Consider the following 22470-nt stretch of genomic DNA (forward strand, 5'->3'; position numbering starts at 1 on the left):
GCGCCGGCCTTCGTTCACGTGAGTTGCGACACCTGGCGCTTCTTCGAGCGTGCGGAATTGACCGCACTTTTCAAGATGCCTGGTTCTTCTCCGCAACGCGAGGATTACCGCAATCGCAGGCTCAGGGCGTGCCGATTTCAAGGGAAGCGGATGATGTCAGCTGTCAATGTGGGCGTTCGACATACGGCGACTGCCCCTCTCGATCGGGTCGCAGGCGAGGCGGCGGCTGATCCGGTCGGCGGCCGGACGGGCCGCGAAGCCGGCGGCGGCCGGTGAGAAGGGCAGAAGTCGGTCCAGCTCCAATTGCATTGCACCAGCGCCGAGATTTGTGGCCGGTGCGGAGCACTCTTTCGAACGTGCGCCCGGCTGACTGCCGGCGGTGACGCGTTCCGGGGCGCAATTTCTTTTCGTCCCCACAAACCGTCGCCAAAGGCCTGCCGTGGCAGGGGAGGCGTAGTGAGCAGCCATTTCGTTGATGCGGTCGAGCGGTCGATCGCGTTGATGCGGGACAATCTCGGTGAGCAGTTGACCGTGGACGATATGGCGCGCGCCGCCATGTTCAGCAAGTTCCACTACACCCGGGTGTTCCAGCGCGTGACCGGCGTGTCGCCGGGCCGGTTCCTGTCGGCGCTGCGCCTGCAGCGCGCGAAGTCGTTGCTGCTGTCGACGACGATGAACGTCGCCGACATCAGCGTGCACGTGGGATACAACAGCGTCGGCACCTTCAGTTCGCGATTCACCCGCAGCGTCGGGCTCTCACCCACCGAGTACCGCCGGCGCGGGGGAGTTCTGCGGTCGATCGTGCGGGCCGAGCCGGACGGTGCCGTCCCGGCCGACGGCGTCGTCTCGGGCGTCGTCTCGGGCCACTCCTCGACACCGCTCGACGCGGTGTTCATGGGGCTGTTCAAGAGTCGGATCCCGGAGGGGCGTCCGGTGAGCTGCGTGGCCCTGACCGGCCCCGGCCGCTTCACGCTGGACGGCGTTCCGGAGGGTATGTGGTACCTGCTCTGCCACGGCCTCGGCACCGTGCCGGACGGAGGCGGCGGCTCGCTGCCCGACCCGGCCGCCATGTTCGGCTGCCACGGACCCTTCCGGGTCGGCCCGCAGCAGTCCGTCGATCTCGTCGTGCGGCTCCGGCCGGCACGTCTGTGTGATCCGCCGATGCTGGTGGCGCTGCCCGACATCCGCACCGTCGCCACCGTCCGCCAGGCGCGCTGGACCGGTGTCGCCCGCGCTGCCTGAGCACAAGCTCGGCCGGGCGGTCTGCGCCCGGTGTTGCGGCCGATCTCAGTGTCGCCCGCCGTCGACGTGGCGATCGCGTCGCGCGACGGCGGGTGTGTCGTCGCGGCTCAGTCGAGCCGAATGTCCATGGGAGGCATATGTGAACAACGATCCCGCCGGTCGGGCCGAACTGGTGCGACGCGCGGCCGACCTCGCGCCGACGTTGCGGGGCTTCGCCGCGTGGCACGAGGAGCACCGTCGACTGCATGACGAGTCCATCGCCGCGTTGGCCGGTGCCGGCATGTTCCGGCTGCGGACTCCGTTGCGCTTCGGCGGCTACGAGTCCGACACCCGTACCCTCGTCGACGTCGCCACCGAACTGGCCCGGGGCGACGGGTCGGCCGCCTGGACCGCCTCGGTCTACTGGATCCCCACCTGGATGGCGTCCCACTTCCCGGACCACGTCCAGAACGCCGTCTTCACCGGCCCGGACTCGCTGATCTGTGGGACGTTGAGCCCCAGCGCCACGGCGACTCTCGCCGAGGGGGGCATCGTGGTGAACGGCAAGTGGGGCTTTATCACCGGCGCCCGACACAGCGCCTGGCAGGTCGTCATCGCCGTCCTGCTCGCCCCGCAAGCCGAGCCGATGCCGGTCATCGCGTTGGTGCCCACCGGCGAACTGTTCATCGTCGACGACTGGCACAGCGCGGGACTGCGGGGCACCGGCAGCGTCAGCACCGTCGCCCAGGACCTCTTCGTGCCTGCGGACCGGTACCTCCCACTGGGCGCGGTGCTGCAGGGCCAGGGTGCCTCGCGGGCCAACCGGACCAGCCGGATCTACCAGGCGCCGCTGCTGCCGGTGGCCGCCGCTTCCTCGGTCGGGGTCGCGCTCGGACTGGCGAAGGGAGCGCTGGAGTCGTTCGTCCAGCGTCTCGGAGATCGCAAGATCACCTACACCGACTACGCGAGCCAGCGCGAGGCGCCGATCACCCACCTGCGACTCGCCGACGCGGCCACCCGAATCGACGAGGCCGAGTTCCACGCCCACCGCCTGGCCGCCACCGTCGACCGCAAGGCTGCCGAGCAGGAGACCTGGACGACGCGTGAGCGGGTGCTCGCCCGTGCCGACATGGGTGCGGCCGTCGAGCGCGCCCGGGAGGCGGTCGCTCTGCTCGCCGACGCCAGCGGCGGGTCCTCCGTCTATCTCGACGTACCCGTTCAACGCATCCAGCGCGACATCCAGGCACTCGGCCTGCACGCGCTGATGCACCCCGACACCAACGCCGAGCTGCACGGTCGTCTGCTCAGCGGACTCGAACCGAACAGCATGTACGTCTGACCGGATCCCGGTCCCGATCCTGAGGAGCACCATCGTGTCCGCAACCAGTGCCAGCTTCCGGCCCAGCCCGGTCGACCAGGCCGGCGTCGCCGCGCTCCCGGGCCGCATCGTGGCGGCGTGGGCCCAGCACGACGCCGACGCCTTCGGCGCGGTCTTCGCCGAGGACGGCACCATGATCCTGCCGAACCTCTACCTCAAGGGCCGTGACGCCATCGTCGCCTACATGCGCGACGCCTTCGCCGGGCCCTACCGGGGCACGAGCGTCACCGGCCAGCCCATCGACGTCCGCTTTCTCAGCGCGGAGGTCGCGGTCGTGCTCACCGAGGGCGGGGTCCTTCTGCCCGGCGACGACGCGGTCGCGCCCGAGCGGGCGATCCGGGCCTGTTGGCTGATGGTCCGGCGGGACGGCGCCTGGCGCCTCGCCGCGTACCAGAACAGCCCCGGCGGCGCCTAACCTGCTGTCACCACGGCCACCGCGCTGACCTCGGACGACCGGGGCGCGCGGTGGCCGTGTGTCGTTCCCGCAGCCCTCCGAACAGTGGGCGCGGTGCCGACCCGGGCGGGCACAGCGTAAGGGGGCGGCTGTCCCGCCCGCCCCCTCGTGCACCTGCCAGCACCAGTCATCTACTACCAGCAGGGCGTAACCCAATTGCATTACATCGATCTACGGTATTCACCTTCGACGATGCGCATCCGGGTGTGCCCGACCGCACAGGGCACAGCGAGAGGTGCCCGTGGACGAGACCCGAATGAATGATTGCCCCACGGCGCTGACCAGGGGTGGACGGCCCGACCAACGGCGAGAGGCGGGATCCGATGGGTGAGATGCGGCGGGTGCCTGGTGGGGCGTTCCAGCAGGGCAGCCCGGACTGGGTCCTCGACTGGCTCACCGAGGCCGACCAGCCGCTGCCCCGCTTCTGGTTCGCCGACGAGACGCCTCAGTTCACCACCGTGGTGGCGCCCTTCCGCATCGACCGGTTCCCGGTGACCGTCGCCGCGTACGCCCGGTTCGTGCGCGACACCGGGTACCGCACGGAGGCCGAACGACGGGGCTTCGGCCTCGTCTACACCGCACAGGGCTGGGTGGAACTCGACGGGGTCAGTTGGAGGTCACCCGGAGGTCCGGGCACCGGCGGTACCGAGTTCGACGACCACCCCGTCGTCCACGTCTCCTTCACCGACGCGCAGGAGTTCGCCGCCTGGTGCGGCAAGCGCCTGCCGACCGAGACGGAGTGGGAGCTCGCGGCACGTGGACCCGATTTCCGGATCTGGCCCTGGGGCGACGAGTGGGACGTCCAGGCCGCCAACACGGCCGAGTCGCACGCCGGTCCGCTGACCTCGCTGGCCGCCTGGCAGCGGTGGTGGCGCGGCGAGTGTGCGCGCGCGGGACCGGTGCCCAGGACATCACCGGTCGGCGCCTTCTCCGAGCGGGGCGACAGCCCCTTCGGCTGCGCCGACATGGCCGGCAACGTCTACGAGTGGACCTCGACGTCGTCCCGGCTCTACGCGGACGGCGTCCGCTGCGACCCCACGGTGCGCATGGCGATGGGCCGCTACCGCGTGATCCGGGGCGGCTCGTGGATGAACTTCCGTTACCAGGTCCGCTGTAGCGAACGGATGCATGGCGACCCCGATGGGTGGTCCAGCTTCGCACACGGGTTCCGCTGCGCGGCCGACCTCTGAGACCGAGGAGAGACATGGTCAGGATCGTGGTACCCGCCGTGTGGACGCCCCAGGGCAGGACCGACTTCGAGGGCACGACCGGCCCACTGGACGCCGTCATCCAGGACTTCGCGGCCCGCCACCCGGAGTTCGGCCGGCGACTGCTCGACGCCGAGGGGGTTCCGCTGCGCTACGTCAACATCTGCGTCGACGACGAGATGATCCCGCGGCACCAGCGCGCCGCCGCGACCGTCGGCCCCGAGGCGGTCGTCACCATCCTCTCGCCGATGGCCGGCGGCTGATGACCGGCGACCCGCCACTCGCCGACTCCGCCGACCCGGCCCGGCAGGTGGTGATGAACACGTACGGCCCACCCGAGGTCCTCGCCCTCCGCGAGGCGCGACTGCCCCCGCTGGCGGCCGGCGAGTGTCTCGTCCGGGTCGCTGCGGCCGGCGTCAACGTCGTCGACCTCTACCAGCGCGTCGGCACGTACCAGGTGGACCTGCCGTTCACCCCGGGCATCGAGGGCAGCGGCACGGTGCTCCGGGTCGGTACCGACGTGACGGACGTCGCCCCGGGGGACCGGGTCGCCTGGATGGGACGACCCGGGGCCTACGCCACGCACTGCGTCGTGCCCGCTGCCCGCCTGCTGCCGGTGCCCGAGGGCGTGAGCCTGGCGGGCGCGGCCGCCGTCCTCATCCACGGCATGACCGCACATCTCCTCGTCACCGAGGTGTATCCGCTGGGTGACGGCGTCGTCTGCGTGGTGCACTCCGCAGCCGGCGGAGTCGGCGGTCTGCTCTGCCAGCTCGCCGCCCGCCTGGGCGCCACGGTGATCGGGACGGTGTCCCGCGACGACAAGGCCGCCGCCGCGCTGGCCGCCGGAGCGCATCACGTCGTCAACCGCCGCACGACCTCCTTCGCCGTCCGCGTCCGGGAACTGACCGGTGGCCGAGGTGCGGACGTGGTGTACGACGCGATCGGTCGCGACACCGTCACCGACGGCCTGGCCTGCCTGCGCCCAGGCGGTGCGATGGTCCTCTACGGCCAGACCAGCGGGCCGGTCGACCCGGTCGACCCGGGCCTGCTGAACTCGTTCGGCTCGCTCTTCCTGACGAAGGCGTCGTTGAGCCACTACGACCGGACTCCCGATCAGACCCGCCGACGCGCCGCCACCGTCTTCGACGAGGTGCTGGCCGGTCGGCTGCGGATCCGTACCCACGCCGCCCTGCCGCTCTCCGCCGCCCCGGCGGCCCACGTGGCGCTGGAGTCGCGTCGCACGCTCGGCAAGATCCTGCTCCTGCCCTGACCGACCGCCGGGTCGGCCGTCGCGGCCGACCCGGCGGGTCGACGTCCCGGGGGCCGCGACGCTACCCGGTTCACCGGTACGCCTCGGCCCGCCGCCCGAACCGTTGGGAGAACTCGTGAAGGCCCTGGTGTTGTCCGGAGGATCGGGTACCCGCCTTCGACCGGTCAGCCACTCGCTGCCCAAGCAACTCGTCCCGCTGGCCAACCAGCCGCTGCTCGCACACGTGCTGCGGGGCGTGCGTGATCTCGGCATCACGGAGGTGGGCATGGTCGTGCCGGCCGGGACGGCGCAGATCGAGAAGACGCTGGGCGACGGCTCCCGGCACGGCGTGACCATCACCTATCTACCGCAGGACGCGCCGCGCGGGCTCGCCCATGCGGTGGCCATCGCCCGGGTGTACCTCGACGACGAGGACTTCCTGCTTCACCTGGGCGACAACCTGCTGCCCGACGGGCTCGGCGACCCGGCGGCGGAGTTCCGTCGCCGACGAGCCGCGGCCCACCTGCTCGTGCAGAAGGTGACCGACCCCCGGCCGTACGGCGTGGTGGAGCTGGACCGGATCGGCCGGGTCACCCGCCTGGTGGAGAAGCCGCGTCGCCCGCGCAGCGATCTCGCCCTCGTCGGCGCCTGCTTCCTCACGCCCGTCGTGCACCAGGCGATCGAGGCGATCCGTCCCGGTCCACGCGGTGAGTTGGAGTTGACCGACGCCGTGCAGTGGCTGGTGGACCAGGGCGTCGTCGTCCATGCCAGCGAGTACGCCGGCTACTGGCGGGACATCGCCGACAGCGATGACGTCCTCGCCGCCAACCGGCACCTGCTGGCCGGGGTCGAGCCGGTCCGGGACGGTGACGTCGACCCGTTCAGCGTGCTCGGTCCCCGAGTCCGGGTGGAACATGGCGCCCGGGTCGTCCGCAGCCGGGTCGACGGGCCGGCGATCATCGGCGCCGGGTCGGTGATCGACGGCAGCCATCTGGGGCCCTACACCTCGATCGGCCCGGGCTGCGTCGTCCGTGACAGTGACGTGTCCAGCACCGTCGTGTTGGACGAGGCCCGGATCTGCGGGGTGCGCCGGCTGGTGGACTCGCTCGTCGGGCGGGCCGTGACGATCGAGCGGGGCGACCCCCGCCGCGGCTGCCGCGTCGTCTGCGGCGACGACGCCCGTGTCGAGATCCCCGGATGACCCCCTGCCGGGTCCCCGCCCCGGGCGCCCGCGGTGGACCGGACGGGAGCCGGCCGGTCCGGCGACGACGGACGGCCGCGCCCGGACACCGGGCGCGGCCGTGCGTCGGCGGGCGTTCAGCGCGACCGGCTGCCCCCGGCGGCGTCGGGCTGCGGCCGGACCGCCACGTCGACCCGCCGTCGGGGGCGCGACCAGCGACGCATCGCCGGCTGCTCGACCAACTCGTACAGGACCGACGCCAGGACCAGACAGAGCAGATACGTCGCGACCAGCACCACGATCCCGGTGCCCAGGCCGAACGTCGCCCGGCTGTACATGCCGGTGACGCCGTTCTCACCGGTGAAGGCCGCGTGGACCATGAACATCACGGTGATGTGGATGACGAAGAAGGCGTACATCCGGTCCCCCATCCACACCATCAGCCTGCTGTTCACCAGCGTCCGCCGTCCCCGCACGTCGGCCATCGCGAAGGCGGGGATCAACAGCGCCATCGGGATGAGCGGAACGAAGGTGTAGCCGTAGAAGACCGGCACGTCCAGGGTCACCAGGTAGAAGCCGAGAGTGAGAAGGGACGCGGGCAGGGCGCGCAGGCCGATCCACCGACCGGTGAGGACGATGCGCGCCATGATGATGCCGACCACGAACTCGAGCGCCCGGGTCAACGGGAAGTAGAAACCGAACCAGTGCTGCGGCCAGGAGACCTCGGGTGCCACCATCGACGGCGGATGATCAGGCAGCAGGTTGCCGGCGATCACCGGCACGAGGGCCGCCAGCGCCGTCACGCCGATCGCCCAGGCCCACAGCCGGCTCGGTGAGATCTTCTTGACCAGGACGTAGAGGAACGGGAACGCCGCATACGCCAGCACGTCGATGTTGGCCGACCACATCGGGCCGTTGAGGTTGCCGAACAGGAACGCCTCGCTCGGAAACCAGGAACTGATCAGGAACAGCCCAGCCGTGGCCTCGACCGCCTGGATCGAAGCGCCGGTCGGGATCAGCAGGAGCAGGATGACGGCGTACACCACCACGTGGTTGGGGAACAGCTTGAAGAATCGGCGACGCCAGAACGCCCGGGCGCTGTCGGTCGACGACGCGGTCCAGGTCACCACGAAACCGGTGAGGACGAAGAAGAAGGCGAGTCCGAACATCCCGGCGTTGGCGCCGTAGTGGATGTAGTCGAGCATCACCTCGGGGTCGGTGAAGAGGCCCAGGGCGAGCCCGTGGGTGATGAACACCGACAGGCCGGCAAGGGCCCGAAGTCCGGTCAGCGACGGCAGACGGGAGCCGCCGATCCCCGGCGGGACCTCCGGCCGTACTCCGGGCTGTGTGATCGTCATGGAGTGACCTCCGCTAGGGAACATCCGTCGGTGCCGCCGACGGTCGGGAACGGGGAGCCGGGTACGCCGCCCACCGGCCGGGCCTCGACGTCCTGTCGCGGCGGGAGCGGTGGGCGGCGTCGCCGGTGTCGCGGGCGGGCGTCGCTCAGGCCGCGGCGCGGGAGTTGCGCAGCACCCGCAGCACCATTCCGGGACGCATCAGCGCCTCGAGCGGGTCGACCAGTCCGGCCGAGCGCATGAACTGCTCGGTCACGGCGGCGTCCCGGGTGGCCGCCACCTGGACGCGGTACATGTAGGCCTGCATCAGCTTGAGCATCGGGGTCCGTGGACCCTCGACACCGGGGAAGCTGAGATTGATGCCCTCGGTCATGTCCCAGGCCGGATCGATGATTCGGCCGACCTGCCGCATGAACTCCACCGAGTCCGGCGCACGGCCACCGCGCAGCGTGTCGCGCAGGGCCAGGGCCTGCAGCGCGGCGAGGCTCTGGGCCTGGGCGAAGACCGGGTTCGGGGTGCAGACGGCGTCACCGAGCACGATCAGACGCTCGGGAAGTCGCGCCATCCGGTCGAATCGGCGCCGCAGCGTGGTCGGGAACCGGAACAGCACCGGGTCGTTCAGCGGCTCGGCCTCGACGATCGCCTCGTGGATCTCCTTGGCGGCCAGGGTCTTGACGAAGGCGGTGAAGCCGTCCGGGTCGGTGGGCGGATGATCACCGAGCAGACCGTATGCCGTCAACTCGACCAGACCGCTGTCCGTCTTGGTGAAGATGGCACCACGGGGAAGCCCGGGGTTCGCCACCGCGATGATCGAGTGGTCGGTCCCGAACGGGTCGGTACGCAACCGGTAGTGCCGCGTCACGTACCCGAGCCCGATCTTGGTGCCCTCCTCGTCGACCCGGGGGTAGCCCAGCGACTCCAACCAGAGCGGGGTCCGGGAGCCACGGCCGGTGGCGTCCACGACCAGGTCGGCCTCCAGCGTCTCCTCCGCGCCACCGTCGCGGCGCTGGACCCGAGCGCCGGTGATCCGGGACCGGTCCGCCGACGTGGCCAGGCCGGTGATGTCGTACCGCTCCCGGAAGGTGACGTTACCGAGCGCCTGCACCCGGTCGCGGACGTGCGCCTCCATGATCGGGCGTCGGGCGCCCACATTGGTCAGGCCGGCACGCACCTGCTTGAGCGGCTTGCCGTTGAAGTACCAGCGCACCGTGCCGGACAGGTCGGTCTGTGGGCACCCGGCACTGATCATCTGCGCGGTGATCTCCGGGAAGAGTTCCTCCATGGCGCGGGCGCCCCGGGCGAGAAGCCCGTTGATATGGCGTGCTTGGGGCGCCCCCCGGCGTGCTTCACGTACGCCGAGGAGTTCGTCGCGGTCGACGATGACGACCTCGCGGTAGCCCTCGGACAGCGCGCTGGTGGCGAACAATGCGGTGATGCTGCCACCCAGCACGACGGCGCGTTCTCCGACGAATCTGCTCATGAACGGTCGTCTCCCTTACGTGATGAACGATTTCGGTGACGTCACGAAAATCGTTTCGGTGCCCGGACGAGGTCGGCTCGACACCCCGGCTGCTCTGTGTGGGATCGTGTCAGCCGGTGTGGTCGCCGAGCATCTCCCTGACTGCCCTTGCCGGTGGTGGACCTCGCTGGTCGCGGCCGACGCAGACGGCGGGACAGTGTCTCGGAACAACGCGCAGGAATGGCCGGAACAATGCGACCGGAAAGACGTTCTCGCCCTGACCGCGAACCGTCCGCGACGGTGGAGTCGGGGGAGGGAAACCGCTAGCGGGTGGTGGCGGATCCGGATTCGGCGCTGCCCGGCCCGGCTGGGCCGTGGAGCAGATCGACGGGTCCGCCGCCACCGCCGCCACCGCCGCCACCGGCGTCGGAGGCCATCTCCTGCAGCCAGGCCAGTGCCGTCCACAGTGGTGCGGGGGCGATGCGGCAGGGGCGCCGCCGCGCGTCGCGCCGACGTCGGACGAGCCCGGCGCGCTCCAGCACCCGCAGGTGGCGGCTCACCGCGGGCATCGTCATCGCGAACGGGGCGGCGATCTCGGTGACGCTGGCCTCGCCATCCACCAACCGGACGAGGATCGCCCGTCGGGTCGGATCGGCCAGCGCCGCCATGATCCGACTGAGTTCGTCGCTTGCCACAGATGCTGACCTTCCGTTCTCAGACCTCCTGGGGAGGCATCCCAGGGACGGTGGCGCAACCGGCCCCCGGGGCTCGGCGGGGGCCCGGCCGCCCGGCCGGGTGGTCACGAGCAGGTGGCCTCCGCCAGGAACCGCTCGATCCACTCCGGTCTGCGGGGACTGGTGCGCATGCGGGCATGTCGACTGCGTGCATCGCCGGCGACGGTCGCGTCGATGCCCAACTTCGCGGTCGTCCGGCCCTCCGACGAGGGGTCGAGCCCGCTCCCGGCGGCCCGTGGCACCACGAGCACGTCCCGGTCCGCCTGGACCCGGGTGGCGACCGCCCAGCCCACCTGTTCGTCGTCGTGGATGTCCACGTCGTCGTCGACGACGATCGCGTGTTTGACCGCACCGGTCGCGCCGAGCGTGGAGAGGAGGACGTTCATCGAGGACCCGGCGCCCGCCGGGCTCACCGCGACGACGGCGTGCAGCCGGCACGAACCGGCCTCCGTCAGCCGCACCGCCACCACCTCCGGGTGCGCCCACCGCAGTGTCCGCAGCAGTGCTGCCTCCCGGGCGATCCCGCCGAGCAGGAAGTGCTCGCGGCCACCGGAGAGGATGGTCTGACACACGGCGGCGTCCCGGTGCCATCCGGCGGTCAGCTCGATCACCGGTGCGGGTGCGCTCGGCCCGTACGTCCGGGGGAACTCACCGAAGGGGCCCTCCGGCTCCCGGACGTCGGCCCGGAACCGGCCGGCGAGGACGAACTCCGCCTCGGCCGGCACCGGCAGGCCGTTGGTGGGGCAGCAGACCACCGGCAACGGGGTGGTCCGTAGCGCGCTGGCGACCTCGAGGTCGTCCAGCTCCCGGTCCGTCGCCGGAGCCTGGCTGGCCAGGCCGAGCAGGGGATCGACGCCCAGCACGACCGCCACGTCGAGATCGAGCCCGCGCCGTTCCGAGGCGGCCAGGATCCGGTGCAGCCGTCCGGGAAGCACGAGCGTGTGCAGATGCCGTTCGCCGACGGCCAGCATCCGGTTGATCGAGAGGTTGGTAGCGCCGGTGCGGGGGTCCCGGGCCACGATCAGCGCTGAGGTCAGGTACCGCCCGGCATCGTGCTCGTGTTGCACGGTCAGCGGAAGCTTGGACAGGAGCTCCTCGTCGTCGAACCGGTTGGCGAGCACCGGCGCGCTCTGGTCGGACACCGGCACGCAGGGGCGAGGTCGGGCAAGGGCGGCGAGATAACGCGTGGCGGTCTCGTCCGGCAGACAACCCATCGCCTCGGCGAGATCGAAGCGGCTGCGGACGGTGTTGCCGACGAGCGGGAACTCCGATCCGGCGACGTCGCGGAACAGGACCGCCCGCTGCCCGTCGAGGCTCTCGAGGACCGTCGACACCTCCTGGTCGGGCTCGACGCACGAGCGCACCTGCCCGAGGCGACCCTGACGGTTGAGGTGGGACAGCCAGGAACGCAGGTTCTGTTCGACCGGCCACGCCGCAGGCAGACCGGCCGGCACGGCGGGCAGGTTCACCGCCGACCTCCCGGGACGCAGACACCGAAGTGGATGTGCTTGAGCTCGGTGAACTGCTCGACCCCGACCACCCCGCGAGAGCGGCCCACGCCGGAGAGCTTGACGCCACCGCTGGGGGTCTCCGGGTAGGAGTGGTGGTACCCGTTGACCCAGATCGTGCCTGCCTCGATCCGGTGGGCCAGCCGCCATGCCCGGTCCACGTCGCGGGTCCAGACCCCGGCCGCCAGGCCGTACGGCGTCGCGTTGGCCAGCCGGACGGCGTCGGCCTCGTCGTCGAACGGCTCCACGGTCAGCACCGGGGCGAACAGTTCCTGCTGCACGAGCGGCGTGTCCGGCCCGACATCCGTCACCACGGCGGGACGCACGAAGTACCCCGCCAGGTCAGGAAGATGCAGCCGGTGACCACCGTGCACGCTGTGCCGTATCGCGGCGGCGGTCAGCGACCGGGTCAGCCGTTCACCGGCCGCGGGCGACACCAGGGGCCCCATCTGCGTCTCGGGATCGGCGGGGTGACCGACCCTGATCCTGTCGAGCCCGTCGACGAGGCGGTCGCGCACGTCCCGGTAGACCGATCTGTCCACCAGCACACGCGTGCAGGCCAGGCACATCTGGCCGCTCGTCACCACGGTCGCCCGCACCGCCGCGAGGACCGCGGCGTCCAGGTCGGCGTCAGCACAGACGACGAGGGTTCCCTTGCCCCCCAGTTCGAGCAGGGTACGGGTCATGTCGTCGCTGGCCGCCCGGCGGATCTCCGCGCCCACCTCGGTGGATCCGGTGAAGGCCACGGCCCGTACCAGCGGGTGCCGGACCGTGGCACGGCCCTCCTCGGCTCCACCGACGACTAGGTGCGCGACGTCGTCGGGCAGCCCCGCGGCGCGACCGAGCGCCAGGATCCGAGCGGTGACCAGGCTGGTCTGTGGGGCGGGCTTGACCAGCGCGGTCACCCCGGCGGCCAGCGCCGGCGCGAGGTCCCGGAGCAGGAGCAGCAGCGGCCAGTTCCACGGGACGACGAAGGCGGTGACCCCGACCGGCTGCCGGACGAGGTGCGTCACCGTGCCGTCGGGAAGAGTGCCGGCGACGCCACCGAGATGACGGGCCAGACCGGCGTTGTAGGTCAGCGTGTCGACGCCGGCACGGACCTCCTGGGTCGCCTCGGCCAGCGGCTTGCCGGTCTCGGTCACGAGCGCGTGGACCAGTTCGTCCCCGTGCGCGGCCAGCGCCTCGGCCCAGCCGTGCAGGACGGCGGCTCGGCGGCGACCGTCGATCGACCACCCGCCCCGCAACGCCGCCTGGGCCCGCCGCGCGGCCTCGTCGAGCTGCTCCGCCGTGGTGATCGTGACCGGGGCGAGCGGCGTGAGGGTCGTCGGATCGACCGGTTGGACCCGCCCGCGTGTCTCGGCACTCCGCGGCGCCACCCGCCACCAGAGGGAAGCCTCGCCCGGCGTCTGGTGCTCTGCCCGCTCGTACTCGCTCACGCGAACACCTGCCCGCCGTCGACGACGACCGTCTGGCCTGTCACGAACGCCGAAGCGGGCGAGGCCAACCAGAGCAGTGGACCGATCAGGTCCTCGGCGTGCATCGGCCGCGACAGCGCGCGGGCGCGGGCCGCCGCGCCGAGGTACTCGTCGGTGTTCAGCGTCCGGCTGGCGTCGTTGGCCACCAGTCCCGGAGCGACGGCGTTGACCCGGATGTGGTGGACTCCGAGTTCCCGCGCCGCAGCCCGGGTGAGCCCCTCCACCGCCGCCTTCGAGGCGACGTAGTGGGCGAAGCCGACCGCACCGGTGCGGCTCACCACCGACGACACGTTGACGATGCTGCCTCCACCGCAGTCCGCCATCGACGGGGTGACCGCACGGATGCCCAGCCAGGTGCCGCGGACGTTGACCGCGAACACGTCGTCCCACTCCTCGATGCCCAACTCGCCCAGCGGACGTTTGCCGGACAGTGACCGGTAGACGGCCGCGTTGTTGACCAGCACGTCGAGACGTCCGAACTCCGCGATGGTCCGTTCGACGACGAGCTTCCAGTCCGACGTCGAGGTGACGTCGGCGGGCGCGAAGACCGCGCGGCCGGGCCCGGTGCGGGTCACCGCACGGGCCGTACCCAGCGCCGAGCGGGCGGTACGCAGGAGGTCGACGGCGACGACGTTGGCGCCTGCGGACACGAAGGCCCGCACGTACGCGTCGCCGATCGACGCACCCGCGCCGGTCACGACGACAGTGCGTCCCGCGAGCCCGACCAGGGGGCCCGCGCCGTGCGGCAGTTCGCTCATGCCGACTCTCCGACGTGCTGCGGGCGGCCCGGGGGACTCGTCGCACCGAACCTGATGACTCGCGTGTTCCACCCGTTCATCGGGTCCCCTCCGTGTGCTCCGTGGTGCCGCGGCCGGTGGTGTCGGCCAGGGGCGTGAAGTCACCGTCGGTCAGCCGCCGGCGAAGGATCTTGCCCACCGCAGAGCGGGGGAGCCGTTCCACGGCGATGACCCGCTTCGGGCGTTTCAGCGACGGCAGACCGGAGGCGGTCCGCACGAAGCGCTGCACCTCCCGGACCGCCTGCGCGGGGTCGAGGCCGGGGCGTACGACCACGAACGCGGTGACGGACTGGCCCCAGCGCTCGTCCGGGAGCCCGACCACGACGGTGTCGCTGACCGCGGGCACGGCGCACAGTGCTGCCTCGATCTCCGCCGGATAGACGTTCTCCCCGCCCGTGATGATCATGTCGTCGACGCGCCCCTGGTACCAGAGGTCTCCGCGTTCGTCCCGGACGGCGAGGTCGCCGGTGTGGTACCAACCGCGCCGGATCGCCGCCCGGTCGGCCTCCGGCCGCCGCCAGTAGCCGGAGAATGCCTCCGGGGAGTCCATCGACGCGATCACCTGTCCCGGCTCACCCGGCCCCACGACGTCGTCCGGACCGGCCTCGGGGTCGTCGGCGACGATCCGGACCCGGGAGAACAGGCCCGCGCGTCCGGCGCTGCCGGGCCTGGCCGCCGCGTCCGGCTCCACGGTGAAGGTGAAGATCTCGGTGCTGCCGTAATGGTTGACGAAGGTCTCCGGACGCACCGCCGCCACGAGTCGACCTGCGAGGTCCGGGGTCATCGGTGCACCCGCGTACCCGAGCCGGCGTAACGACGTGAGCTCGGGTAGCCGGCCGGTGCCCAGCAGCGACCAGAAGACGGTCGGCACGAGGTACAGCGTGGTGACGCCCTCCCGGGCCACGAGTTCGGTCGACTCGTCCGCGTCGAACCTGCGCTGGGGCACCCACGTGCCACCGACCAGCAGGCTGGCGAGCAGCGAACGCAGCCCCATGGTGTGGAAGAGCGGCATCACGCCGAGCGTGACGTCCTCCGCGCGGAGCCCCGACTGGAGAACGTGCGCCACCGTGGCGGCGTGTTCGGCGGCGTGGGTCCGAGGCACTCCCTTGGGACGGCCGGTCGTGCCGGAGGTGTAGAGCAGCACGCTGAGGTCGTGGCCGGCCACGGTGACCGGCAGCCGCCCGTCGGGTTGACCGGCGGCGACCGAGGCCAGCGTGACCCCGTCGGATTCCGTGTCGTCCGGGCCGCCGACGGCGATCCGCGCGGGCGGGTCGCGCAGCGCGTCGCGGGCCCGGTCGCAGCCGTGGGAGGTGCCGGCGTCGGTGACGACCAGCACGGGTGCGCAGTCGCGGAGGCAGTGCTCGACGTCGGCTGCGGCGAATCGGGTCGACAGCGGCACCGCGACCGCGCCGAGCTTCTGCACGGCCAGGTAACAGCCGGCCAGGGCGGTGCCGTTGGCCATGTGCAGCGCCACCCGGTCGCTGCGGCGTACGCCGAGCGCGGTCAGCGCCCGAGCGAGCTGGTTGGTGTACGCGTCCCACTGGCGGAAGGTCATCGGCCGATCGCCGCCGATCGCCCGCCGTTGCGGGTGGCGCTCTGCCCCCCACGCCACCATCCGTCCGATGTCCATCGCTCAGCCGAGGTTCTCGACGGCCTGGCGGATCCGGCTCAGCCCCTCGTCGAGGATCTCGTCCGGTGCCGCGTAGGTGATCCGTACGTGCCCCTCGCCCCGATCACCGAACGCCGTGCCGGCGACCACTCCCACCGCGTACCTGTCGATGAGCAGGTCGGTGAACTGCTGTGCGGTCAGGCCGGTACCCCGGATGTCGGGGAAGACGTAGAAGGACCCGTCCGGCGCGGGGCAGGTGACGCCGGGCAGGGCGTTCAGCGAGGCGACCATCCGATCGCGCTTGACGCGTAGGCGGTCACGGGTGGCGACCACGTGGTCCTGCGGGCCGGTCAACGCGGCCAGGGCGGCCATCTGCACGAAGGCCGGTACGTTGGTCACCGAGTTCTGCTGGAAGATGTCCATCGCGGTGATCAGGTCCCGGTTCGCCACGCACCAGCCGATCCGGAACCCGGTCATGATGTAGCTCTTGCTGAACGTGTCGACCAGCAGCGTCCGGTCGGCCATCCCGTCCACCGCCGCGATCGTGTGGTGCCGTGCCGGTGGGTACACCATGTGGCTGAAGATCTCGTCGGAGATCACCATCACGTCGTGCCGCCGGCACAGTTCCCCGATCTCGGCGAGCCGGTCCACGGTCATGCCGTTGGGCCGCTGCGGAGAGTTGATGATCAGCACTTTGGTGCGGGTGTTCATCAGCCGTGCCAGGTGGTCGAGGTCGAAGTGGAAGTCCGGTTCGACCAGCGGTGCGTACACCACGCGACCGCCGGCGTAGGTGATCCAGAACTCGTCCGGCGGATACCCGGGATTGGGGAAGATCGCCTCGTCCCCGTTGTCGACGAGGGTGAGCAGGCTCTGGGTCAGCGCGTGCTTGGCACCCATCGTCACCAGCACTTCCTCACGCGCGGTGGGCCGGCCCCGACGCGTCGCCTCCGCCGCGATGGCGTCGCGCAGTTCCGGTAGCCCGGGCCCGGGCACATAGCGCACGTGTCCGTCGTGCACGGCCCTGGCGCAGGCGTCGAGGACGTGCGGCGCGGGCCGGAACTCCTCTCCCTGGAAGTCGCCCTTCTCCAGGTGGATGACCCGGGTGCCGGTCTCCCGTTCGAGTTGCTCGGCCCGGCGCATGGACGCCCACTGGCGTGGCAGGACGAAGTGCCTCGTCCTGCTGGACAGGGGGCTCCGCGTCGTCGGCGGTGGGGGGTACGGGGTGGTCACCCGTGATCACTCTCCTCGATCGGACCGGCGTGCCGCGCCGCGCTGGCCTCGGCAGGCGACGTGCGGCTCACGATCCCAACTGTCGGTGCGCGCGTTCATCTCCGTACGTGCGCTCGTCGTCGCCGTCGGGAGTGCTGAAAGCCGCAGGTGCGGCCGGACCTCGCCGCAATCCGGAAGGTGCGGCGGCCCGGCGCCCGGTGCCACGGTCATGGGCGACGTCACGGCCGATGCGATGACGGGCGCGCCGGTCGCGCGGTCTGATCCGCACCCGGATGGCAATCCTGAGGAGAACAGACGTGCAGCCATTCACCATCAACATCCGACAGTCCGAGCTCGACGACCTGCGGCGTCGGTTGGCGCAGACCCGTTGGTCCCCGGATCTGCCCGAGACGGGCTGGTCGCGCGGGGTGCCGCTGTCCTACCTCAAGGAGCTCGTCGCGCACTGGCTGACCAGCTACGACTGGCGACAGGCCGAGTCCCGGCTCAACCGGCTGCCACAGTTCACCACCGTCATCGACGGAGCGACCGTGCACTTCGCACACGTGCGTTCGCCCGAGCCGGACGCGCTGCCGTTGATCATGACGCACGGCTGGCCGGGGTCGATCGCGGAGTTCCTCGACGTGGTCGGCCCCCTGACCGACCCGGTGGCGTACGGCGGTTCCGCCGAGGACGCCTTCCACCTGGTGCTGCCGTCGATCCCGGGATTCGGCTTCTCCGGTCCGCTGGCTGCGCCCGGCTGGACGGTGAACCGGGTGGCGGCGGCGTGGGTGGAGCTGATGCACCGCCTGGGCTACGAGCGATACGGCGCCCAGGGTGGGGACTTCGGCTCTCCGATCTCCCTCGCCGTGGGTCGCCTGGCACCCGAGCACGTCGTCGGCGTGCACAGCAACATGCTGACCGTCTTCCCCTCCGGGGACCCCGCCGAGCTGGACGGCCTCGGCGAGCAGGACCTGGGACGGCTGGGCCGGTTGGCCAGTTTCGACGCCGACGGCTCCGGCTACCGCAAGTTGTTGTCGACGCGTCCCCAGACCGTCTCGTACGCGCTGAACGACTCGCCGGCCGGCCAGTTGGCGTGGATCGTCGAGCGCTTCAAGGAATGGACCGACGCCGACCTGCCCGATCAGGTCATCGACCGTGACCTGCTGCTCACCAACGTGATGATCTACTGGCTGACCGGTACCGCGGGTTCGTCGGCGCAGATGTACCGCGAGATCACCGAGGAACAGCGCGCGGCGACCGAGGACCCGCACGGCGAGATGCTCTCCGGATATCGGGAGCAGCCACTGAACGTGCCGCTCGGGGTCGCCGTGTTCCCGCAGGACTGCATCGTCCCCATCCGCCGGCTCGCCGACCGTGACTTCCCGACCGTCACCCGCTGGACGGAGTTCGACCGGGGCGGGCACTTCCCCGCCATGGAGGTGCCCGAGCTGTTCGTCGGTGACGTCCGCGCATTCTTCCGGTCACTGGCCGACGCCGCCTGACATCGCGTCCACGTCATTCACCTAGACAGAAGGACCGCCACGTGACGACAGTTGACATGGGAGCCCGAGCGGGCCGCCGGGAGTGGGTCGCGCTCGCCGTGTTGTGCCTGCCGACGCTGCTCACCACGGTGGACATCAGCGTCCTGATCCTCGCGCTCCCGAGGCTCGCCACCGACCTGGGGGCCAGTGCCACCCAACAGTTGTGGGTGACCGACATCTACGGCTTCGTGATCGCCGGGTTCCTGGTGCTGATGGGTACGCTCGGCGACCGGGTCGGGCACCGTACCGTGCTGCTCGGCGGCGCCGCCGGATTCCTGGTCGCGTCGCTGCTGGCAGCGTACTCGACCTCGATCGAGATGCTGCTGGTGTCCCGCACGCTGCTCGGCATCTCGGCGGCGACGGTGATGCCCTGCGTGCTCGCCCTGATCAGCCAGCTCTTTCCGCATCCGGCCCAGATGGGCGCCGCCATGGGCATCTGGGGTACCGCCATCATGCTCGGGGTGATCCTCGGTCCGGTGGTCGGCGGCCTGCTGCTCGACCACTTCTGGTGGGGTTCGATCTTCCTGCTGGGCGTACCGGTGATGGCCCTGCTGCTGGCGGTCGGGCCGGGTCTGCTGCCGGCGGCCCGGCATCCTCAGCCCGGTCGGCTCGATCCGCTCAGCGCGCTGCTCTCACTGGCCGCGTTGCTGCCGGTGGTCTACGGGCTCAAGGAGATCGCGCGCGCCGGTTGGGGCCCGACCTCCGGCGGCACGATCCTGGTCGGACTCGCGTTCGGCATGATGTTCGTGCATCGCCAGCGACACCTCGAACAGCCCATGCTGGACCTCGCGCTGTTCCGTGACCCGGTGGTCAACACCGTCGTCCTGCTCGGGCTGGCGTTCGGCTTCATCACGGCCGGAACCGGCCTGGTGGCCACCCTCTACATGCAACTCGTGGAGGGGCTGAGCCCGCTCAAGGTGGCACTGTGGATGCTCATCCCGGCCGCGGCGATGGTCATCGGGGGCAATGTGGGGCCGGCCGTCGCCCGCTCGGTGCGACCCGCCTACGTCCTGGCCGGCGGCATGGTCCTCGCGGCGGTCGGCGCGGTGATCGTCACCCAGGTCAGCGCCACCGGGGGCCTGGCCACTCTCCTCGTGGGTCTGGTCGTCATGTACCTCGGAGGCAGCCCCAGCGCGACCCTGGCCAACGCGGTGCTGATGTCCTCGGTTCCCCCGCAGAAGGCGGGCGCGGCCGGATCGCTCTCGTCGACCGGCGGGGAACTCGGGGTCGCGCTGGGCGTGGCGATTCTCGGCAGCGTCGCCGGAGCCGTGTACGGCACCGCGGTGCAGGTGCCGGCGGAGGTACCGGCCCCGGCCGCCGGTCCGGCGGGGGAGAGCCTGGTCGGCGCGGTGGTGGCGGCGGAGACGTTGCCGGAGCCGCTGGCGGCCCAGTTGCTCGACTCCGCGCGGGAGGCCTTCACCCAGGCGCTGCACGGCGCCAGCCTGATCAACCTCGTGCTCTTCCTGGCGGTCGCGCTGCTGCTCGCCACCCGACTGCGGGGCCTGCCACCGACCGGGGCCGGACACCCCGGCATGCCGATGCCGGGCGAGGCCCCACCGGCCCACTGACCCCGATCCACGAGCCGCCCCGGCTCGTGCCCGTCCGGGCGCCGTCCCGGACCCCGCCAGCCCATCTCCCAGGGCGATGAGCCCGACGAACTGAGGAAGTAGTCATGCCGCGTCGAAGAATCCGCACCGCCGCTGCGGCTACGGCAGCCGTACTCGTGCTCGCCCTCGTCATCGTGATCACACCGAATCCGGTCTCCGCCCGCTGGCGGCAGGTCGACGTCTGTGTCGCGCACTCCACGACCGGCGGCGTCGAGTTCACCGCCAAGGTGCCCAGGTCGGTGGCGAACTCCCTGCTTCGCCGTACCTCCTCCTATGCCGGCGTGTGTGCCGTGTACGGGGAGTCGGCGACGCTGGGCAACGGCACCGTCCGGGCCTTCACCCAGTCCCGTGACGGGGTGCCGCACGTGATCGGCATGGCGATGACCGAGGACGCGTTGGACGGGTTGCCCGACCACCCGCCGACCGAGGGCCGCTGGTGCCACGACGTGGACCAGAACGGCGAGACCGATCCGCACACCGAGTGCACCGGCGGGTACGAATACCCGTTGCAGCTCAGCGAGGAGTTCCGCGAGGAGGTGGACACGCCGTTCCAGTACGTGCTGACGAACTGGAACCCGTCCGGGCACCTGCCCGAGCACATCTACGACCGGGCGCACTTCGACGTGCACTTCTATCTCACCCCTGACGAGGAGCGTCTCGCCATCCGGCCGGGCCCCTGCGGGATGCTCGTCGACTGCGAGGATTTCGAGGTGGGCCGCCGACCCCTGCCGCCGCAGTATCTGCCGGCCGACTACAGCGACTTCAGCGCGGTCGAGCCCGGCATGGGCAACCACCTGATCGACCTGACCGGGCCGGAGATCAACGGGGAGCCCTTCACGCACACCTTCATCTACGGCTCCTACGGCGGCCGTCTCACGTTCTATGAGCCGATGGTGACCTACGACTGGTACCGCAACGTGATCTCGGGTGCGGCTGCCGGCGGCTGTTTCCCGATCAAGCAGCCTGCGGCGTGGCAGGTCGGTGGGTGGTATCCCAGCCAGTACTGCGTGCGGCACCGGGAGAACCGGTCGGAGCTGGTCACCACGCTTGAGGGCTTCGTGCACCGGGCGGCGGGCTGACTCCCGGTCGATTCGAACTCCGGTGGTGCGGCGACAGTGCGGTCGTCGCACCACCGGTCCGACGTCGTCCCGACATCGCGGGTGTCACGCGCCGACTTCGGTATGCTCACCGCGGGTATCGACGTCGATGCGGAGGCGATTGTGGGCAAGGTCGACAACACCGTTAACCGGACCGACGAGGTCGATGCGTTCATGGAGAACCTCGACCACCCGTTCAAGGCCGAGGTCGAGATGTTGCGCGAGGGCATCAAGTCGGTCAACCCCAAGATCGTCGAGCAGATCAAGTGGAAGGCGCCGTCCTTCGCCTATCAGGGCGAGTATCTGGTGACCTTCAACCTGTGGTCGAAGGAGCGCGTCCACCTGGTGTTCCACAACCCGATGGTGGTCAACATCGAGAGTGAACTACTGGAGGGCGACTACGCCGACGGTCGCCGGATGCTCTACTGCTACGACATGAAGGACGCCAAGGCGAAGAAGGCGGAGCTCAAGCGGATCGTCAAGCAGTTGGTCAAGTTGATCGAGAAGTGATGATCGTCCTCATTCACACGTCGAAGGTGATGCGGGCGACGCCGTCGAACAATCGCGCCCTGACGACACCGATGCTGCGCGAGTCGGCCGAGGAGTTGGCCGACCACCTGAGAACCCTGTCGGTCGAGCAACTGGCCACCGTCATGGAGATCTCGCCGGCTCTGGCCACCAAGACCCGTGCGCTGCTCGCCGACTGGGGTGTCGAGCCCGACCGGCAGTCACCGGCCATCGACAGCTTCGCCGGTGACATCTACAGCGGCCTTCGTGCGTGCGACTTCTCCGAGGGCGACCGGGCCTACGCCGACCAGCGGTTACGGATCCTCTCCGGGCTGTACGGGATCCTCCGGCCACACGACGCGGTACGGCCGTACCGGTTGGAGATGGGGTACCGGCTGCCCGACCGCCGCTACGCCGATCTCTACGACTTCTGGGGTGACCGGATCGCCGCATGCCTGCCTCCGCAGGGCGCGGTGGTGAACCTCGCGGCGGCGGAGTACCACCGGACCGTCACGCGGTTTCTCGCCCGGGAGCGGTTCGTCACTCCGCGTTTCCTGACCGTGCACCCGAAGACGGGTGAGCCGCGGTTCGTGGTGGTGCACGCCAAGATCGCCCGCGGGGCGTTCGCCCGGTGGCTGCTGACCAATCGGGTCGACGAGCCCGAGGCGATCACCGAGTTCGCCGAGATCGGTTACCGCCACGACCCGGCGCTGAGCCGACCCCGCGAACCGGCGTTCGTCTGTAAGGAGTTCGAGGGCAAGGGACTCAGTGTCCGCCTGCACGAGCAGAGGTGATCCCGCACCATCGATCACTCCCGGCAATCTGGGAGTTACCTTCCGCATTTGCGGTGTCTACTGTGGTCCGAAAGAGTTGCATGGCATC

Annotated in this window: 20 protein-coding genes; 12 read left to right on the plus strand and 8 right to left on the minus strand. The window is 70.7% G+C overall.

Going from position 1 to position 22470, the window contains the following annotated elements:
- The first annotated feature begins 456 nt into the window (after window positions 1-456).
- From ACIBMZ_RS15680 to ACIBMZ_RS15710, 7 genes are all read left to right on the plus strand, one after another.
- Entirely contained in the window at window positions 457-1242 is a 786-nt protein-coding gene (locus ACIBMZ_RS15680) for a helix-turn-helix domain-containing protein (protein WP_396694208.1), read from the plus strand.
- 139 nt (window positions 1243-1381) lie between these two features.
- Window positions 1382-2560, plus strand: a complete 1179-nt coding sequence (locus ACIBMZ_RS15685) for an acyl-CoA dehydrogenase family protein (RefSeq protein ID WP_396694210.1) — start codon at window positions 1382-1384, stop codon at window positions 2558-2560.
- 34 nt (window positions 2561-2594) lie between these two features.
- Window positions 2595-3014, plus strand: a complete 420-nt coding sequence (locus ACIBMZ_RS15690; RefSeq protein WP_396694212.1) for an SgcJ/EcaC family oxidoreductase — start codon at window positions 2595-2597, stop codon at window positions 3012-3014.
- A 362-nt stretch (window positions 3015-3376) separates the two neighbouring features.
- On the plus strand, window positions 3377-4243 hold the full coding sequence (locus ACIBMZ_RS15695; RefSeq protein WP_396694214.1) for a formylglycine-generating enzyme family protein: 867 nt from the start codon (window positions 3377-3379) through the stop codon (window positions 4241-4243).
- A gap of 14 nt (window positions 4244-4257) precedes the next feature.
- Window positions 4258-4524, plus strand: a complete 267-nt coding sequence (locus tag ACIBMZ_RS15700; protein ID WP_396694216.1) for a MoaD/ThiS family protein — start codon at window positions 4258-4260, stop codon at window positions 4522-4524.
- On the plus strand, window positions 4524-5531 hold the full coding sequence (locus ACIBMZ_RS15705) for a quinone oxidoreductase family protein (protein ID WP_396694218.1): 1008 nt from the start codon (window positions 4524-4526) through the stop codon (window positions 5529-5531). The genes ACIBMZ_RS15700 and ACIBMZ_RS15705 overlap by 1 nt, the downstream gene beginning before the upstream one ends.
- Window positions 5532-5646: 115 nt before the next feature.
- Complete coding sequence (locus ACIBMZ_RS15710; protein ID WP_396694219.1) at window positions 5647-6711, plus strand: glucose-1-phosphate thymidylyltransferase; 1065 nt, start codon at window positions 5647-5649, stop codon at window positions 6709-6711.
- A gap of 116 nt (window positions 6712-6827) precedes the next feature.
- On the opposite strand, the gene ACIBMZ_RS15715 is transcribed toward ACIBMZ_RS15710, so the two are convergent.
- The 8 genes from ACIBMZ_RS15715 to ACIBMZ_RS15750 form a co-directional block, all read right to left on the minus strand.
- Window positions 6828-8048: an acyltransferase family protein gene (locus tag ACIBMZ_RS15715; protein ID WP_396694221.1), complete on the minus strand. Its 1221-nt coding sequence runs from the start codon at window positions 8046-8048 to the stop codon at window positions 6828-6830.
- Between the two features lie 145 nt (window positions 8049-8193).
- Complete coding sequence (locus ACIBMZ_RS15720) at window positions 8194-9525, minus strand: FAD-dependent oxidoreductase (protein ID WP_396694223.1); 1332 nt, start codon at window positions 9523-9525, stop codon at window positions 8194-8196.
- Between the two features lie 302 nt (window positions 9526-9827).
- On the minus strand, window positions 9828-10199 hold the full coding sequence (locus ACIBMZ_RS15725) for an ArsR/SmtB family transcription factor (RefSeq protein ID WP_396694225.1): 372 nt from the start codon (window positions 10197-10199) through the stop codon (window positions 9828-9830).
- Between the two features lie 104 nt (window positions 10200-10303).
- Window positions 10304-11707, minus strand: a complete 1404-nt coding sequence (locus ACIBMZ_RS15730) for a UbiD family decarboxylase (RefSeq protein WP_396694227.1) — start codon at window positions 11705-11707, stop codon at window positions 10304-10306.
- The gene (locus ACIBMZ_RS15735; RefSeq protein WP_396694229.1) at window positions 11704-13182 is read right to left on the minus strand and encodes an aldehyde dehydrogenase family protein; all 1479 of its coding nucleotides are present in this window, start codon (window positions 13180-13182) and stop codon (window positions 11704-11706) included. The genes ACIBMZ_RS15730 and ACIBMZ_RS15735 overlap by 4 nt, the downstream gene beginning before the upstream one ends.
- Window positions 13179-13979, minus strand: coding sequence for an SDR family NAD(P)-dependent oxidoreductase (locus ACIBMZ_RS15740; protein WP_396694231.1), 801 nt, complete (start codon window positions 13977-13979; stop codon window positions 13179-13181). Before ACIBMZ_RS15740 ends, ACIBMZ_RS15735 begins: the two co-directional genes overlap by 4 nt.
- A 76-nt stretch (window positions 13980-14055) precedes the next feature.
- Window positions 14056-15648: a class I adenylate-forming enzyme family protein gene (locus ACIBMZ_RS15745; protein WP_396694232.1), complete on the minus strand. Its 1593-nt coding sequence runs from the start codon at window positions 15646-15648 to the stop codon at window positions 14056-14058.
- A gap of 3 nt (window positions 15649-15651) precedes the next feature.
- Window positions 15652-16857 carry a pyridoxal phosphate-dependent aminotransferase gene (locus tag ACIBMZ_RS15750; protein ID WP_396694234.1) on the minus strand — a complete coding sequence of 402 codons (1206 nt, stop codon included), beginning with the start codon at window positions 16855-16857 and terminating at the stop codon, window positions 15652-15654.
- Window positions 16858-17153: 296 nt separating this feature from the next.
- On the opposite strand from ACIBMZ_RS15750, the gene ACIBMZ_RS15755 reads away from it, so the two are divergent.
- From ACIBMZ_RS15755 to ACIBMZ_RS15775, 5 genes are all read left to right on the plus strand, one after another.
- Window positions 17154-18338, plus strand: a complete 1185-nt coding sequence (locus tag ACIBMZ_RS15755; protein ID WP_396694236.1) for an epoxide hydrolase family protein — start codon at window positions 17154-17156, stop codon at window positions 18336-18338.
- Window positions 18339-18379: 41 nt separating this feature from the next.
- On the plus strand, window positions 18380-19945 hold the full coding sequence (locus ACIBMZ_RS15760) for an MFS transporter (RefSeq protein ID WP_396694238.1): 1566 nt from the start codon (window positions 18380-18382) through the stop codon (window positions 19943-19945).
- A gap of 104 nt (window positions 19946-20049) precedes the next feature.
- Window positions 20050-21063, plus strand: coding sequence for a hypothetical protein (locus tag ACIBMZ_RS15765; protein WP_396694240.1), 1014 nt, complete (start codon window positions 20050-20052; stop codon window positions 21061-21063).
- Between the two features lie 141 nt (window positions 21064-21204).
- The gene (locus tag ACIBMZ_RS15770) at window positions 21205-21591 is read left to right on the plus strand and encodes a DUF1801 domain-containing protein (RefSeq protein ID WP_396694242.1); all 387 of its coding nucleotides are present in this window, start codon (window positions 21205-21207) and stop codon (window positions 21589-21591) included.
- Window positions 21591-22382, plus strand: coding sequence for a YaaA family protein (locus ACIBMZ_RS15775; protein WP_396694244.1), 792 nt, complete (start codon window positions 21591-21593; stop codon window positions 22380-22382). The genes ACIBMZ_RS15770 and ACIBMZ_RS15775 overlap by 1 nt, the downstream gene beginning before the upstream one ends.
- The last annotated feature ends 88 nt before the right edge of the window (window positions 22383-22470 follow it).

The sequence above is a fragment of the Micromonospora sp. NPDC049900 genome (assembly GCF_044461025.1).
Classification (GTDB): Bacteria; Actinomycetota; Actinomycetes; order Mycobacteriales; family Micromonosporaceae; genus Micromonospora.